The sequence below is a fragment of the Pseudomonas syringae pv. tagetis genome (assembly GCF_022557255.1).
Classification (GTDB): Bacteria; Pseudomonadota; Gammaproteobacteria; order Pseudomonadales; family Pseudomonadaceae; genus Aquipseudomonas; species Aquipseudomonas caricapapayae.
Window position 1 is genome coordinate 2,161,750 of the sequence record NZ_CP092923.1, and the last position, 14,157, is coordinate 2,175,906.

14 protein-coding genes and 1 pseudogene are annotated in these 14,157 nt (G+C 54.5%); 11 read left to right on the plus strand and 4 right to left on the minus strand.

What is annotated here, in order from left to right; all coding sequences use genetic code 11:
• Positions 1 to 22 precede the first annotated feature (22 nt).
• The 8 genes from MME58_RS09860 (at position 23) to MME58_RS09895 (ending at position 5,313) form a co-directional block, all read left to right on the plus strand.
• Positions 23 to 574, plus strand: coding sequence for a flagellar biosynthesis protein FlhF (locus MME58_RS09860; RefSeq protein ID WP_054986236.1), 552 nt, complete (start codon positions 23 to 25; stop codon positions 572 to 574).
• Between the two features lie 9 nt (positions 575 to 583).
• Positions 584 to 1,429 carry a phage tail protein gene (locus MME58_RS09865; RefSeq protein ID WP_054986235.1) on the plus strand — a complete coding sequence of 282 codons (846 nt, stop codon included), beginning with the start codon at positions 584 to 586 and terminating at the stop codon, positions 1,427 to 1,429.
• Positions 1,404 to 1,610 (plus strand): tail protein X, encoded by a 207-nt coding sequence (locus MME58_RS09870; RefSeq protein WP_054986234.1) that lies wholly within the window; start codon positions 1,404 to 1,406, stop codon positions 1,608 to 1,610. The genes MME58_RS09865 and MME58_RS09870 overlap by 26 nt, the downstream gene beginning before the upstream one ends.
• A 76-nt stretch (positions 1,611 to 1,686) precedes the next feature.
• Complete coding sequence (locus tag MME58_RS09875) at positions 1,687 to 2,727, plus strand: phage late control D family protein (RefSeq protein WP_055005521.1); 1,041 nt, start codon at positions 1,687 to 1,689, stop codon at positions 2,725 to 2,727.
• Between the two features lie 35 nt (positions 2,728 to 2,762).
• The gene (locus MME58_RS09880; RefSeq protein ID WP_055005520.1) at positions 2,763 to 3,308 is read left to right on the plus strand and encodes a glycoside hydrolase family 19 protein; all 546 of its coding nucleotides are present in this window, start codon (positions 2,763 to 2,765) and stop codon (positions 3,306 to 3,308) included.
• 180 nt (positions 3,309 to 3,488) lie between these two features.
• Positions 3,489 to 4,283: a DNA adenine methylase gene (locus MME58_RS09885; RefSeq protein ID WP_055005519.1), complete on the plus strand. Its 795-nt coding sequence runs from the start codon at positions 3,489 to 3,491 to the stop codon at positions 4,281 to 4,283.
• 93 nt (positions 4,284 to 4,376) lie between these two features.
• On the plus strand, positions 4,377 to 5,006 hold the full coding sequence (locus tag MME58_RS09890) for a hypothetical protein (protein WP_055005518.1): 630 nt from the start codon (positions 4,377 to 4,379) through the stop codon (positions 5,004 to 5,006).
• A 4-nt stretch (positions 5,007 to 5,010) separates the two neighbouring features.
• Entirely contained in the window at positions 5,011 to 5,313 is a 303-nt protein-coding gene (locus tag MME58_RS09895) for a hypothetical protein (protein ID WP_082427247.1), read from the plus strand.
• 63 nt (positions 5,314 to 5,376) lie between these two features.
• Here MME58_RS09895 and MME58_RS09900 read toward each other — a convergent pair whose 3' ends face one another.
• Positions 5,377 to 5,871 (minus strand): Hcp family type VI secretion system effector, encoded by a 495-nt coding sequence (locus MME58_RS09900; protein WP_055005517.1) that lies wholly within the window; start codon positions 5,869 to 5,871, stop codon positions 5,377 to 5,379.
• 121 nt (positions 5,872 to 5,992) lie between these two features.
• Positions 5,993 to 6,244, minus strand: a pseudogene (locus MME58_RS09905) (SOS response-associated peptidase family protein); the annotation flags it as partial.
• A gap of 43 nt (positions 6,245 to 6,287) precedes the next feature.
• On the opposite strand from MME58_RS09905, the gene MME58_RS09910 reads away from it, so the two are divergent.
• Positions 6,288 to 9,335: a hypothetical protein gene (locus tag MME58_RS09910; protein WP_055005516.1), complete on the plus strand. Its 3,048-nt coding sequence runs from the start codon at positions 6,288 to 6,290 to the stop codon at positions 9,333 to 9,335.
• Here the strand turns inward: MME58_RS09910 and MME58_RS09915 are convergent.
• Positions 9,266 to 10,428 (minus strand): IS3 family transposase gene (locus tag MME58_RS09915; protein ID WP_122239112.1). Its coding sequence is split into 2 segments (ribosomal slippage): positions 9,266 to 10,173 and positions 10,173 to 10,428, totalling 1,164 coding nucleotides; the frame shifts between segments, so codons are not numbered across the junction. The genes MME58_RS09910 and MME58_RS09915 overlap by 70 nt on opposite strands.
• Positions 10,429 to 10,531: 103 nt before the next feature.
• Here MME58_RS09915 and MME58_RS09920 point away from each other — a divergent pair.
• Positions 10,532 to 11,401, plus strand: coding sequence for a CHAT domain-containing protein (locus tag MME58_RS09920; protein ID WP_267898496.1), 870 nt, complete (start codon positions 10,532 to 10,534; stop codon positions 11,399 to 11,401).
• Positions 11,402 to 11,904: 503 nt separating this feature from the next.
• Here the strand turns inward: MME58_RS09920 and MME58_RS09925 are convergent.
• A complete protein-coding gene (locus tag MME58_RS09925; protein ID WP_055005522.1) occupies positions 11,905 to 13,032 on the minus strand; it encodes a site-specific integrase in 1,128 nt (375 codons plus the stop codon).
• Between the two features lie 102 nt (positions 13,033 to 13,134).
• Here MME58_RS09925 and dusA point away from each other — a divergent pair, with 102 nt between their 5' ends.
• Positions 13,135 to 14,154, plus strand: a complete 1,020-nt coding sequence (dusA, locus tag MME58_RS09930; protein ID WP_055005514.1) for a tRNA dihydrouridine(20/20a) synthase DusA — start codon at positions 13,135 to 13,137, stop codon at positions 14,152 to 14,154.
• The last annotated feature ends 3 nt before the right edge of the window (positions 14,155 to 14,157 follow it).

Consider the following 14,157-nt stretch of genomic DNA (forward strand, 5'->3'; position numbering starts at 1 on the left):
AGCAGGTGCGGCGATTGGCACCATGATTCTGCCGGTCGTGGGTACCGCGATTGGGTCGGCAATTGGTGGCGCTCTGGGGGCTTGGGGCGGCGGGGATATCGGTGCGCTGTTGGGCAAGGAGCTGTTCGGCACTCCTGAGAAAGAGAGCAAGCCTGTGTCGTTGCTGGCAGCGCCTCCGGTTCCGGTCGCGATGCCTGGGCCAGTAGTGCCCACGCTGGGTGCGACGGCCAAGACTTTCGATAACGACCGGGTGCCGCTGATGGCTCGGGGGCCAGCTCCAGCGCAGGCTCCGACCGGGCCGCTGATGGGAGATGTAGGGCGGGCCATGACGGAAAAGCCTGCAGCAAGTCCTGCCGCGCCGATTGTCATCAAGCCCGATGCACCCAAGATGCCGACACCCAAATACGAACAGCGGGTTTCGATTCATGCGCCTATCCAACTGACCGTTCAAGGTGATGTGAAAGATCCGCAACAGCTGATGCGTGATCTGGAACCGATGATTCAGCGGGCTATGCGCGATTCGGCACAGCAGTCCCAACGCTCTAATCTGTTCGATGCTCCGCATGTCGAGTAAGGGGGATACATGGCTTACATGGAACAGCTGCAGTCAGGTATGAAGTACCTGGTGGTTGCAGGCGAGACAGGCCGTCGCGATCTGGACGGCATGCTCTCGCCAGTCAATGGTGCGATCAGCGAAATCAGTGGTGCGACCGCCGAGATTGAGGGGCTGCCTATCGTGGGTCCCGCCATCGGGGCCAAGCTTCAACGGGTGATGCGGGGTGTGAGCGCAGCACAAGCAAAGGTTGGGGCCGTCGTGTCGACGTACAGTCGTGCATCAAGGGCGGCGACGCAGATTGACGAGCGCCTGGGAGTGCTCAAAGAGCAGGCAGCCAAAGCCGGAACGGCCATCAACAAGGTCGCTGGCAGTATCAGTCCCGCGCTGGCCAACGTGGTGCCCAGTTCGTCATTTGCCGCGCAAAAAACCCCTGCTGTCGAAGCGGTCAAGCCGTTTGAACACCTGCTGATCTTGCAGCCTCTGAGCGCGAAAGCCGAGCCGTACTACTTCAATCTGGACACCGCTGCGTTCGACGAACTGAGCCGTTCCAGTGAGTTCCGCTGGGCGTCGCAAGAGCGTCTAACGCGTCGTCCGGCACAGCAGAACATCGGTATGGGTGAAGATTCACTAACGCTCAAGGGGGCTGTATTCCCAAATTTCAGGGGCGGCATTACGCAGCTCGATACCTTACGCGGCATCGCGGGCCTGGGCGTGCCTCTTGCCCTGACCACGGGCTATGGGGCAGTGCTGGGTAACTGGTGCTTGAAGAAAATTCAGGAAGATCAGAGCGCTCTGATGCAAGGCGGCATACCCCGCAAGCAGGCGTTCACGCTGGAGTTCACACGCTATGGCGACGATATGCAGAACGTCTGACGGGGATATTCTCGATACCATCTGTTTCAACCATTACGGCCATTTGAACGGCTCTGTGGAGGCCGTGCTTGATGCCAATCAAGGCCTGGCCGATGAGGTTCAGCCTTTCCGAGGGGGGCTGATCATCACGTTGCCTGACCTTCCCGCATCCTCTGACGAGACCGTGATGCTCTGGGGCTGATCCCGGCGTTACGCGTAACGAACCTTTTCTTTTGTCCAGCCCCGTCGAATGCGGGGCTTTCTTTTGGTGTATCCGAATGAAACCCACTTTCCGGATCGTTGCCGACGGCACCGACATCACGGCGCTCATCAACGACCGATTGATTCAACTGCGCACCACTGACAAGCCTGACATGGACTCAGACGAGTTTGAGCTGCGCATTGATGATCGAGATGGCGCGGTGGCATTGCCAGCGAGGGGAGCCGATGTTGAGGTCTACTTGGGCTATGAAGGCCAGAAGCTGACCAAGATCGGCCTATATACCATTGATGAGATTGAGATGTCTGGTCCTCCTGACACGATGGTCATCAAGGGGAAGGCGAGCGATATGCGTGGAAGCGGCAAAACCACGCGAAGCGGCAGCTGGGAGGATGTGCCGCTATCGAAGATTGTCAGCGACATTGCCGCCCGTAACGGCTGGACTGCGGCTTGCAACGTAGCAACGAAGGTGCCGCGTGCTGACCAGCTCAACGAGTCGGATTACCATTTCATTACACGGCTGGCAAAAAAGTACGACTGCACGGCTAAGGTCGCGAATGGCAAGTTGCTCGTCATGCCCAGGCAAGAGGGTGTCAGCGCCTCAGGGAAAGCGTTTGGCGTTCTTGCTATCACCCGCCAAGACGTCAGCCGATGGCAATTCAGGCTGGGTGATCGTTGGACACACAAAGCTGTGTCGACGAAGCATCAGGACAAGAAAACCGGGAAGCTCCAGATCGTGACCCTCAATAACGACGCGGCCCCAGACGGTCTCCCGCCTGTTCATACCGACCGACATATCTACCCCAACAAAACTGCAGCGGAGCAGGCCGCCAAAGCGCGCCTTGCTGCTTTTAATCGCAGCACTGCAGGCATCCGCCTTGAAATGGTTGGGCGTACTGACCTCTTCGCGGAGCGAATGATCAGCGTGCAGGGTTTCAAAGTGGGCCTCGATGGCGACTACCTGACCGATTCAGTGGAACAGGTATTTACTCAGGCCGGCTGGTCCACCACGGCCGAGTGCAATGGTGGGAACAAGGGCAAGGCGAAAGCCAAAGGTAAAAAGAAAGAGAAAAAACCAGTCAAGGTCATTCAACTCTGACCACCACACATCACCTTTATTCAGGAGATCTCTGAATGTCGATTACCGCGCAGCAGTTGCTGCAGATCCTCCCCAACGCCAGCTCCCGAGCTGGCGTTTTTGTTCCTGTCTTAAACGTTGCGATGAGCAAGTACGCCATTGTAACGAAGCTGCGTATAGCTGCCTTCTTGGCGCAGGTGGGCCATGAGTCTGGCCAGCTTCGCTATGTGCGGGAACTGGGCAGTGATGCCTACCTCGAAAAATATGATACCGGGCGGCTCGCCGAACGCCTGGGCAACACGCCAGAGGACGACGGCGACGGTCAGTTATATCGGGGCAGGGGGCTCATACAAATTACCGGGCGGGCGAACTACGCGGAGTGCGGCGAGGCACTGGGCTTGGATCTGCTACAGCAACCTGAACTCCTCGAGCTTCCGGAGCATGCCGCCATGTCAGCCGCTTGGTTCTGGCACCGTGCTGGGCTCAATACCTTCGCAGATAAAAGCGACTTCCTGACAATTACTAAACGGATAAATGGTGGCACAAACGGCCTTGCCGAACGCCTGGAGCTTTATGCGCGTGCTCTGAAGATACTCGTTTGATTGAGCTGAAGAAATAACGCAACAGATAGAAAAAGAGCGACCAGTCGAGATGCGCCAACATCGCGCCTGGTCACTGTCCCCGCAGATTACGCCTGCAAGTCCAGCCAAGGCTCTCGCTTCGTGCACAAAGCGGAGTGAGCCTAGCACCTGTTTATATATACAGTAAAGGTCTTGCTATTTATGTCCACACCCATCGTCCCTTGGATGGGCGGCAAACGCCGCCTGGCCGACCGCCTTATCCCGCTTTTCCCACCCCACGAATGCTACGTCGAAGTGTTCGCTGGCGGTGCGGCCCTCTACTTCATGCGCCCCCAGGCCGCCCCCGTTGAAGTCCTAAACGACATCAACGGAGACTTGGTGACGCTGTATCGCGTCGTCCAAAACCACCTTGAAGAGTTCGTCCGCCAGTTCAAATGGGCACTCAGCTCGCGCCAGGTGTTTGAGTGGCAGAAGATGACCCGCCCCGAAACCCTCACCGACATCCAGCGCGCCGCCCGGTTCTTCTACCTGCAGCACCATGCCTTCGCGGGCAAGGTCAGCGGCCAGACGTTCGGAACCGCAACGACGGGACCAGCCATCAACCTGCTGCGGATCGAGGAGAATCTTTCTGCGGCCTGGCAGCGGTTGTCAGGTACGTACGTGGAGAATCTGCCTTGGCTGGAGTGCGCTGAGCGCTATGACCGGCCCCACACATTCCACTACATGGATCCGCCGTACTGGCAGACGGCTGGGTATGGTGTGGATTTTCCGTTTGAGAACTACGAGCGCATGGCGGAGTTCATGCGACGGTGCAAAGGGAAGGTGATGGTGAGCATCAATGATCACCCTGATATCCGGCGTGTATTTGAAGGCTTCCATTTTGAAACGGTGGACATTCGCTACAGCACGGCAAACCAGAGAAAAGGCAAGGTTGATGTCAGCGGTGAGCTGGTTATCATGAATTGGGAACCTGCCGAACTCGGTGGTTTGTTCTGATCTCCAGCTTCAAGTAGGCTAACGGACACTACACTCAAGATTGAGTAAGGTGATACAGTATGCTAACGCACGTTAAGTCAAGGATGAGTGGATATGAACGAGTTTTGCACACCAGAGTCCAACAATAGCCCGACTTGGACGCCTATTGATTTTGCAATATGGAAAGGCGTGCCAGAGATTTTGGGGGGAGGGATTCCTTATATACAGCGTTTTAAGGATGCTTGGTTGGTTCATAACAAACAGTATATAAGGGCTGCGGCAGAAAAATACTCACTTCCCGTAGAGTTGTTAGCTGGGGTTTGTTGGATTGAAGCAGCGGGGGATCCAAATATAGTCGACAGAGTAATATTTGAGGTCAGGGCTCACGACCCGTTAAATATCTCGACTCCGGAAAGAAAGACTAGTTTTGGCTGGGTTAGCATACAGCTACGCACTGCGGCGCTCACGTTGGGGCTCGATGCTGAAAAAATGGATATCAGTCAGTTGCGGAGTTTGGCAAACTGTATTGAGAATGATGTTTATAATATCGATATCGCAGCTAAACATTTGCGTATGCTTGCTGATCATGATGGTTTTACATCCATTGGTATGGACGAGGTTAGAGTCATTGGTGCTCGCTATAATCGCGGCACGGGTTTGTCTCTGGAGGAAATAAAGAAAGACACTAGGTATGGAAATTTTATTTTGACTCATTGGCTTCGCTTTAACAAACTGATGATGTGAGATCATGAAAATTAAATATATTTTACTCAGGGTTGTTCTGTATTTTATATTCCTTACATGTTTGCTGTTTTACGCTTGGACTCAAGGGTCGCCATATGATTGGATGGAGCCGAGTGAAATGGCTCCGTTACCTCAAGATGTACCAGTGATGCCAATACAAGATGATTCCGGTAATCGGGAAACGTTTCGAGGCTTACTTGTTTTTATCTTGATAGTTTCGCAGGTCGTTATCGGTTTGGCTTTGTCTAGAAAAGAAGCTATATCTACAGTTGTTTTGATGTGTTCAGTGTTGTTTTTTTACTGGTAGGCATGGTTAGGCCCGCAAAGTTGCGGGCCTGCTCTGAGTTGCTATGCTAAATATAGTTCTCTGTTATGCGAAAGGTTTCTTGGCGACTCTGTCCCAGCCTCCGGACACTATCCCTGCACTACCACCATCAGCGCGCCTCTGTTGTGAGTACTCGAGTTTTATACGGCCGTAGTTTAGTGTAATCGTTTCTTTGGGAAGGCCAGCATGTTCCGCGCCATTACCGCTAACCGTTGATATCAACACTTCTTCAAGAACTATGTCTAGATATTTGAATTTCTCGGTGCCTGCGCGGTGTACGCGTATAGTTACTTTTTTGATGTGCGAGCCTCGGCAGCAAAGCTCAAACAGTTTGGGTGTTGCTTTATCTATGTATTTACTCACCCTAAGGTCGCCCAGAGTCACGCCTCCAGCAGTCGCGCCGCCGCTAGAGCAGGCAGTTGTACTTACCGACTGAACTGCGTCGTAATGGTAGGACAGTAGTTCTATCCAGCCTTTGTGGGCGTCGTCCAGAGACTCTCCTTCTACACCGTCCACCTGCATAAATGTGTCAAAAGACATATCAGCTTCCTGCTTTAAAAATTTGAGAGCTTAGACTAGCTTATGGAGCCACCCGATTGCCAGCATGATCTAAACTGGCGTCCGGAGAGGTAGCTGCAAATACTCCGTTTCATTTAGGTGGCTAGGCGGTGTCGCTGTCGGAGCGGATAAGATCCTGCCCTTGATTCCGCACGTTGCCCACAGCCTTGCCAACCTTGTACCACTCGAACTCGTCAACTGGCGTGCAACACTCCCGCGCAATTTCGGCTGCACGCGCTGGGTCAGTTGCAGAGTCTGTCCATTCGCGGGCCAGTTCCGGACTGAGCACTAAAGGTCCCCGGTCATGGATGTCGACCATCCCCTGATCACTGGCGGCGGTTATGATCACGAAGCCGGTAATATCCCCCAAGAAATAAATCGAGCTTGAGGATCTTCACATGGATGAGCAAGTCACCGCCACGAAGCATGTTATTCAAGGCTTCAACCCCGCCACTTTATACGGCAAAGGCTTCAATCTAGGTACTGCCGACCTGATTCAAGGCGGTTCGCTCCGGGAAGTGGTGGGGCGCTGCGTTTCCGCTTTACTCTTGCACCTGTTGGATAAGGATGGACGCCGCATATTCAAGGGCGCGACGATAATCCTGCCGCCGATTACAATTGCCAAGAACACGGCGGAGTCTGTGTTCACTGCCTTGGCCCGGGCGACACACGAACTGCGTGGCTTTGAGCTTGACGAACAAGAAATGCTTATTCTTCGTCGACTTGTGCTCATCGTGAATAGCCCATCGCTGGAAGTCGCTGACCTGCTACGCACTGTGCAGGAACAGGGAGAACGACGTCTCGTTGCGGTCGCAGACGCTAGCCAGTATCGAGACCCCTCCATCGACCTACCTACAGCCTTCGGTGTTTCAGCAGTCCGAGTGGGCGAAGACCGGTGGGTGCCTCACGTGACTTCGATTTGCCGGCAGCTCATACCCATTGTGGAAGACCTGGGGGGCTACTGGCTGATTCACGCCCCAGAAATCCCCGCTCGAAAGGCGGCCAATGTGGAGTTACTGGTTTCCGTGGACAACTGCTATGTCGCAACGTTGCATTACGAAGCTGCTCCCGAGGAGGTGATCAACTCTCGCGCGCAGGCTTGGAGGACCATGGTACTCCAAGGCCGATTACCGGACGTAATGACAGAACTCGAGGGCCTAGCATTGCCGGAAGGTGCGCGACTCCACGCTCTCGTCCAGCTGCTAGGAGGAACTGGACGGGATAGCGAGACTCTCGAAGTCATCGCTCAGCTACGGCCACATCTCGCGACGCTCACAGTTGAGGCGGCCGTACAGGTGGCGCAACTATCTCACCAGGCAGGCAACGATGAGCTGGCGCGCGATATACTGCCTGAAGAACCTGATGGTATTGGAGACCAACAGTGGCTCGAGGAAGGCCTCGAACTTTCCACGCATCTTGAAGACAACGATCGAATCTCTCGGTTTGACGCACGGCTGTCAGAACTGTTTCCCAATTCGGAGCGCGTGAGGGAGAACAGAGATCGCCGGCTACTCATAAATTCCCAAAAGGTGAAATCAGGCGAATCGCATATTTTCACGACCGCCGGGTTCACGGCCAATCATTTGGCTCTGCAAACATGGCTGTCTGCCTTAGAACCGGAATATGAAGCGATTATTGAAGAGGCGAGTGCATGGGAGAAGGACTGGCAGGAGCTAGCCTTCGTTTGTTGCGCGATGCATGCACGAAGTGTCGACAAGCCAAGAGACGCGGCCAAAGTCGCAAGCCTTGTCACCTCATCCGAACTCTATGGCCGCCAGGCCACCCAAGTTCTCATCTGGTCCGTCAAGTCGATGATGCTCAAGGAGATCATCCCTGACCACGAACGTGACGACTACCGCCACTTATTCCAATCGGCTTTTCGATTCCTTGCACTCCACCCAGGCGACCGTGGCGTCAGGTCTGGCCTCACTGCGCTACTGTCGGTCGAGTCCAGTGGTGACATGGGCATCCCTTTAGTGGCACTCACAATGCTTGACCTCGCAGATCAGGGCGTGGACCTGGTGCGGCCGACTGACGATGCCAATGAAGTCCTCACCGGGGAGCCTGATGGAAAGATTCGTACATCTATTGAGAGTGCGATGCACTGGCTGGCCGACATCGGTTTAGGCGAGCCCGGCGTGACGGTGATACCTCGCGACCTATTGGTCGCTAGTCCTGACGACGTCGTACGTACCATCGCACGCATGGTGCATCTCACCAGTGGTCAGAAGGGCGAGAACGTAGACTTGACATACATGCAGCAGCTGGTGCTAATCGCATGTACGATTTGCCCTCATGCCACAAAGGAATGTGACGAAGATATTCGGCTAATGAGGCTATTGGCCAGCCAGTTTGCTACAGCGGGACAGTTCCAACAGGCGCGTGATTTTGCCGAACAAATCCTGCTGATGGGCCATACCAGTTTGTATCGCCGTCGCTTAGCCTGGCAGGCATTCGGTGATATTTATCACCGCTGTCGGAACCACGTCGTTGCGCTCATCGGCTTGGCTTGTGCTTTGGCTGTCGAAGTCCCAGTCGAAAAAACCGACCTTTGGCACGAAGTCTATGTCATCCATCGCGTTTTGCGAGATCTGGGCCTTTTTGAGCTCTCGCGCTCGTTCCTTTCGACGATGAAGACGATCTTGTCAGACCTTGGATTTAATGCAGACAAGGATCCGCGCTATCTCAGCGCACAGCTAAGCCTAAGACTCATGGAAACCGATGACTCCGCGATCGGATCGCTCGGCGAAATTCTTGCCGAAGTAGCAGAGGCTTGTCGGAGCGAACTTGAAGATCGGAATCGCTTGCTTCCTCTCGTATTACTTTTGGGGCAATCGGTACTCAAAGCGGAAGGCGCTGGAGTGAACATTTCGCCAGATGTGCGAGCCACGCTAGACAAGGCGCTTGAGCAGGTAGGCGTAGGAATGGCCGCTATGGTCCGGACTGTTTCGACGGCGAAGCCAAGTGCTGAGGCCGTGCTGGCGATCTTCAACGGCGTGCAGCGTGCAGCATATGCTTCGGATGTGGCGCATGACTACGCAGTCCTTGCACTGACGGCGAGGCGATTATTGGACTTCGGTCCGCAAGGCGAGCCCACCCCTACCGAGAACGCATTCGCTATCGAGCTTCTCGCCGACCACACCGTTACATCGGTGGGTGATACACCAGAGATGGTACTGGAGTGGCCAATTCGATACGCTGCGAAGTTGAACCAAGCGGGTCTTGATGTCGCCTTCCTCGCCTTGAGCAGTGACGGCGAGCTGACGGTGATCCATGTCTTCGGCGGACGGGCCCACTCGGTCGAGCAGCCTAAGTCTGACCGTAGCTTCCGGGATCGCTTCCATTCCTGGCTGCAGGATTACCCAAGATGTAGTGGTCAACTAATCCCGGACACGACGTTAAGTTTTTCCTCGGCCCGCGCTGGTGCCAACCCATCGTTGAATTGATGAGGCCGAATCCAGTTGTACCGATGCATCAAAAAATGGCTGATATCGCGCTGTGCTTCCTGCGCAGTTCGATAGCCCACGGTCGGTATCCATTCTGTTTTCAAGCTGCGAAATACGCGCTCCATCGGTGCGTTATCCCAGCAGTTTCCTCGTCGACTCATGCTTTGGCGCATGCGGTATCGCCATAACCGCTGGCGAAAGAGTCGGCTTGCATATTGCGATCCCTGGTCAGAGTGGAATAGCAGATCCGAAGGCCTGCCACGCAGCTCGTAAGCCATATCCAGCGCTTTGATCACCAGTTCAGCGTCTGGCTTTTCCGACAGCGCCCAGCCCACGATCCGACGCGTACAAAGATCCAGGACGACAGCCAGGTAATGCCACTTTCCTTGCGCCCAAATGTAGGTGATATCGCCGCACCAGACTTGATTGGGCGCAGGCACGCCGAACTCGCGGTTCAATGTGTTCGGGATATCCAGTCTTTCTACTGTTGCTCGTTTGTAGGCATGGGAGCCGGGTTGTTTGCTGACTAAATCAAGCTCGCGCATCAAGCTACGCACTTTGAATCGACCGAGTTGCTCACCGTCTTCACGCATCAGTGACAGGATGCTGCGACTGCCCGCAGAGCTGCGACTTTGCGAGAACAGCTCACTGACGCGACTCCGCAATCGAAGCCGTTCAACATCCGGCGTGCGGCGCCGCAGGCGCTGGGCGTAGTAACACGAGCGAGTGACGTCAAACACCTTGCACAGCCAATCAACCGGCTCATGTGCCCTCAACTGGTCAATCAGCGCGAACGCTCGTGATCTTCCGACATCAAGAGCGCGGTAGCCTTTTTTAGTATTGATTTCTCTCGCTCAAGCCGAGCAATCCGGGCTTCCAGCTCCTGAATTTTTTGCTGTTCCGGAGTCAGTGCCTTGCTCTGCGGGGTGACGCCTTTATGTTCTTTCTGAATCTGGTCAACCCAGCGACGCAATGCCGACTCACCAATGCCGAGCGAACGGCTGGCTTCGATGTAGCTGTAGTTTTGTTTGAGCACAAGGTCGGCAGCCTCGCGCTTGAATTCAGGAGTAAAGGAGCGGCGTTGTTTGGTCATCTGACACCTCGATCTGGCGAGCATTCTCGCCTAAATGGGTGTCCGGTTTCATTAGACCACTACAAGAGCCTATGGCCGTGTCGACCGGAGCGAAGGAAATAACATCTTCTACATGACGATGGAGGAGCTCAATATTCGCCTGCCCCAGTGCGAAAGGCTTGTCTTGGTGGCGGAGCCTTTCCTGCAGCAGGTCACCGCCAATCTGGTGGTTGTGCAACCGGAGGACGGAACATTTGGTTTTTTCGCGGGGACGAAGACGTCTATCGGTATCGTCCCGTCTCTAAGCTGGCTCTCGGCAGCAAGTAATCTTGAACCCAGTGGCCGAACCGCCTACAAGGCGTGGATTTCGGCTGATCCTAGATCTGGGTTCGGAGAAGCAGCAGAGGGCATGGATAGCGGCGGATACCGCCTAGAAGAAGCTGAACGAGAACCCACTCTTGATATCGCTTTGAGAAACCTTGGCGGATGCTTCGAGGACTTCGGCTTTACAGTCGATAACGGACGCCGGCTACCGAATGACATGCAAGATGCGGGCTTGGCCGTGATCACAGCGCACGGGGGGCTGAACAGGGAGGGTCGCTACCTCCACAGCATCCGCGATGACGACGACCTTTTTGTTGCACCATCTGCTCTTGCTGCCGCGTTGGCGGGCGTCGAACTGGTCATCCTGTTCGTGTGCAGTGGAGGCCGTATTGATAAAAATCCGTGGGACAATTCGACAACCAGTCTCCCCAAGCAATTGCTGAACAACGGAACGCGCGCAGTCATAGCATCACCGTGGCCACTCGATGTGATTGTGACCTACAACTGGCTTGAACCCTTCCTTCTGGAGTGGGAAGCAGGTGCCACAGCCCTTAACGCTACTAAGAAAGCCAACGACGCGGTTGCCGGTAATCTAGGCGAGGTCCCACAGTACTCCCTTGCGATGCGGGTCTATGGCAATGTAATGCTCACAAGGCATGCAGTGACATAGGACGCGCTTAACGAGTAGAAACAAGATTAACAAAAAGGCGGAAAGGCGGTCACTGAATTAGTGGAGGCAGCACGAAGTATTCGTGTTGTATTTCTATCCGTTCACCTACGCCACGCAAGCGACTGCCCCCTTTGGTGCTTCGCTAATCCGCCCCCGTTAGCTTCTAACGTTGAGTTTGGGAGCGACTGCTTTTGGCCAATTGCAGTTGGTGACGACGGGCAGCTACCGGCCAAAAGGAGTCAGTCAGATGCGTCTAGGAAGTTAGGGGCGTTTCACCTAGCCACCGGAGACCAAATGCCAGTTGGCTAGGGATGAAGGACCATAAATGGCGCTATGTTGGCTCAATATCTTCAATTAGCCCTACAGGTAAGTCATTTTCTCCAGTAGAGCTGTAATGAGTCACGATGTACGTTTTATATCTGTTAACAAAAGATTCTTCCTAGAAATCAAGTATTCGTCAAACTGGGAAAAGCCCGCCGAGTGGGCTCGCGGACCTGCCTGCTCTAACCTTGTTTCGTGCGTGCGCCAAGGTCGACCTCAGCTTCCACAATGCGCTGAAGCCAATCCCAGTCCTGGTAGGGGTCGCCGCGTCCTCGTAGATGCGTGTACCGTCGCAATGAGTTCCAATCACGATGACCTGAGACGCTCGATACCCTTGGGATGTCCCAGTCCATTTCGAAAAGCCTGCTGATGCCGTCGTGTCGCATATCGTGAAAGTGCAGATCCTTAAGTTCCAGAAACTTACAGGCACGAGTGAATGCGGCAGATATAGAATCTGAGTTGTAGGGGAAAATCTCTGCGCACCCTTTAGGCATGCTCTGCAGAATCGCCCAGGCTTCGTCAGGAAGGTAGCACCAGACGTCGTTGCCGATCTTCTGTCCGGGATTTTTCATGTCTCTGACCAGCACAGCCTGGCGTTTTTCATCCAGATCGTCCCAGCGAATCCGAGTGATTTCTTCCTGTCTACGCGTAGAAAATATCGCGAATCCTAGCACTTTGGGCATGTTGATCGAAGAGGGCTTACGTGCCTGTATTTCAAAAAAATGCGTCAACAGGGCTTCGAGTTCTTCTTTAGTAGGTCTACGAGTGCGCTCCTTGCTTTTGCTGACCATCCCCAGCTTACGCAGAACGATTCGTGCATCAGACATTGCATGAGGAGCAACGTCATATCCCCAAGCTGGTTTTGCTACGGACAGTACTGCTCCCAGATGCGACAAATCATTTCCCACAGTTTGCGCCTGGACGCCTCCACCTTCCTTGGCCATTCGCCATTGCGCGTATTCAACCAGTCTCTGACTGGTCAAATCTGAGTCCGCTAATTCTCCCAGCCAACTCTCGCTGATGGCAGTAAGCGTTGCCCGCTTGGTCTTGCCCAGAGGGCGAACCTTCTCGTACTCATCAAGGTATCGATCAATCATCTGTTTGACGCTGACAGTCTTGCGGTTCATGCGCTCAATCGCACCTGGCACGGCCAGCTCGGCCTCACGTCGTTTCATCCACGCTTGAGCTACCTGCTTGCGGTCGAAGGTTTGGGTTTCCTGATAAACTGACTGACCGTCTCGATTGATCCGTATTTGAGCGCAGTAGGCAGTAGTGTGGTCCTTGCGCTTGCGTGGTCTGATCGTGCCCATTTTGAATTGGTACATTGCTGATTAGGGTTGGTACATTGTACCAACTGCTCGTGAAAAACAAGCAAAAATGGCCATAAACCGCTGTATAAAAGATCAGTATTGATGACCGCAGAAAAAATAGAAAGCCTAGGAATTGTTGGGGATTCAAGCCATACACTGTCCCGGCGTTTTTCCGTTGCACCGATGATGGACTGGACTGATCATCACTGTCGCTACTTCCTGCGCCTGCTGTCCAGGCACGCATTGTTGTACACCGAAATGGTCACTACCGGTGCCTTGCTCCACGGCGACCGTGAGCGGTTCTTGCGTCATGACGAGACTGAGCACCCGTTGGCGTTGCAGTTGGGCGGCAGCACGGCGGCGGACTTGGCGGCGTGTGCGCGGCTGGCTGAGGAGGCGGGTTATGACGAGGTCAATCTGAATGTCGGATGTCCGAGTGATCGGGTGCAGAACAACATGATTGGCGCGTGCTTGATGGCGCATCCGGAGCTGGTCGCTGATTGCGTGAAGGCCATGCGCGATGCGGTGGCTATTCCGGTTACGGTCAAGCACCGTATCGGTATAAATGGTCGTGACAGTTACGCCGAACTGTGTGATTTCGTCGGCAAGGTCCATGAGGCGGGGTGTGGGAGTTTTACGATTCACGCGCGCATCGCGATTCTGGAAGGGCTGTCACCCAAGGAGAATCGCGATATTCCGCCGCTGCGCTATGACGTTGTTGCGCAGTTGAAGTCGGACTTTCCCGATCTGGAGATTGTGCTCAACGGCGGCATCAAGACGCTTGAGCAGTGCAATGATCATTTAAAGACGTTTGATGGCGTCATGCTGGGCCGTGAGGCCTATCACAACCCCTATCTGCTGGCCCACGTCGATCAGCAATTGTTTGGCAGCACAGCACCGGTCATAAGCCGCCATGCTGCGCTGGAGGCGATGCGGCCTTACATCGCGGCGCATATTGCAAGCGGCGGTAACATGCACCACGTCACCCGGCATATGCTCGGGCTCGGCCTGGGGTTTCCCGGCGCACGACGTTTTCGTCAGTTGCTGTCGGTTGATATCCACAAGGCGGAAAATCCGATGATATTGCTGGATCAGGCCGCGGCGTTTCTCGAGGGGCATTAGTCT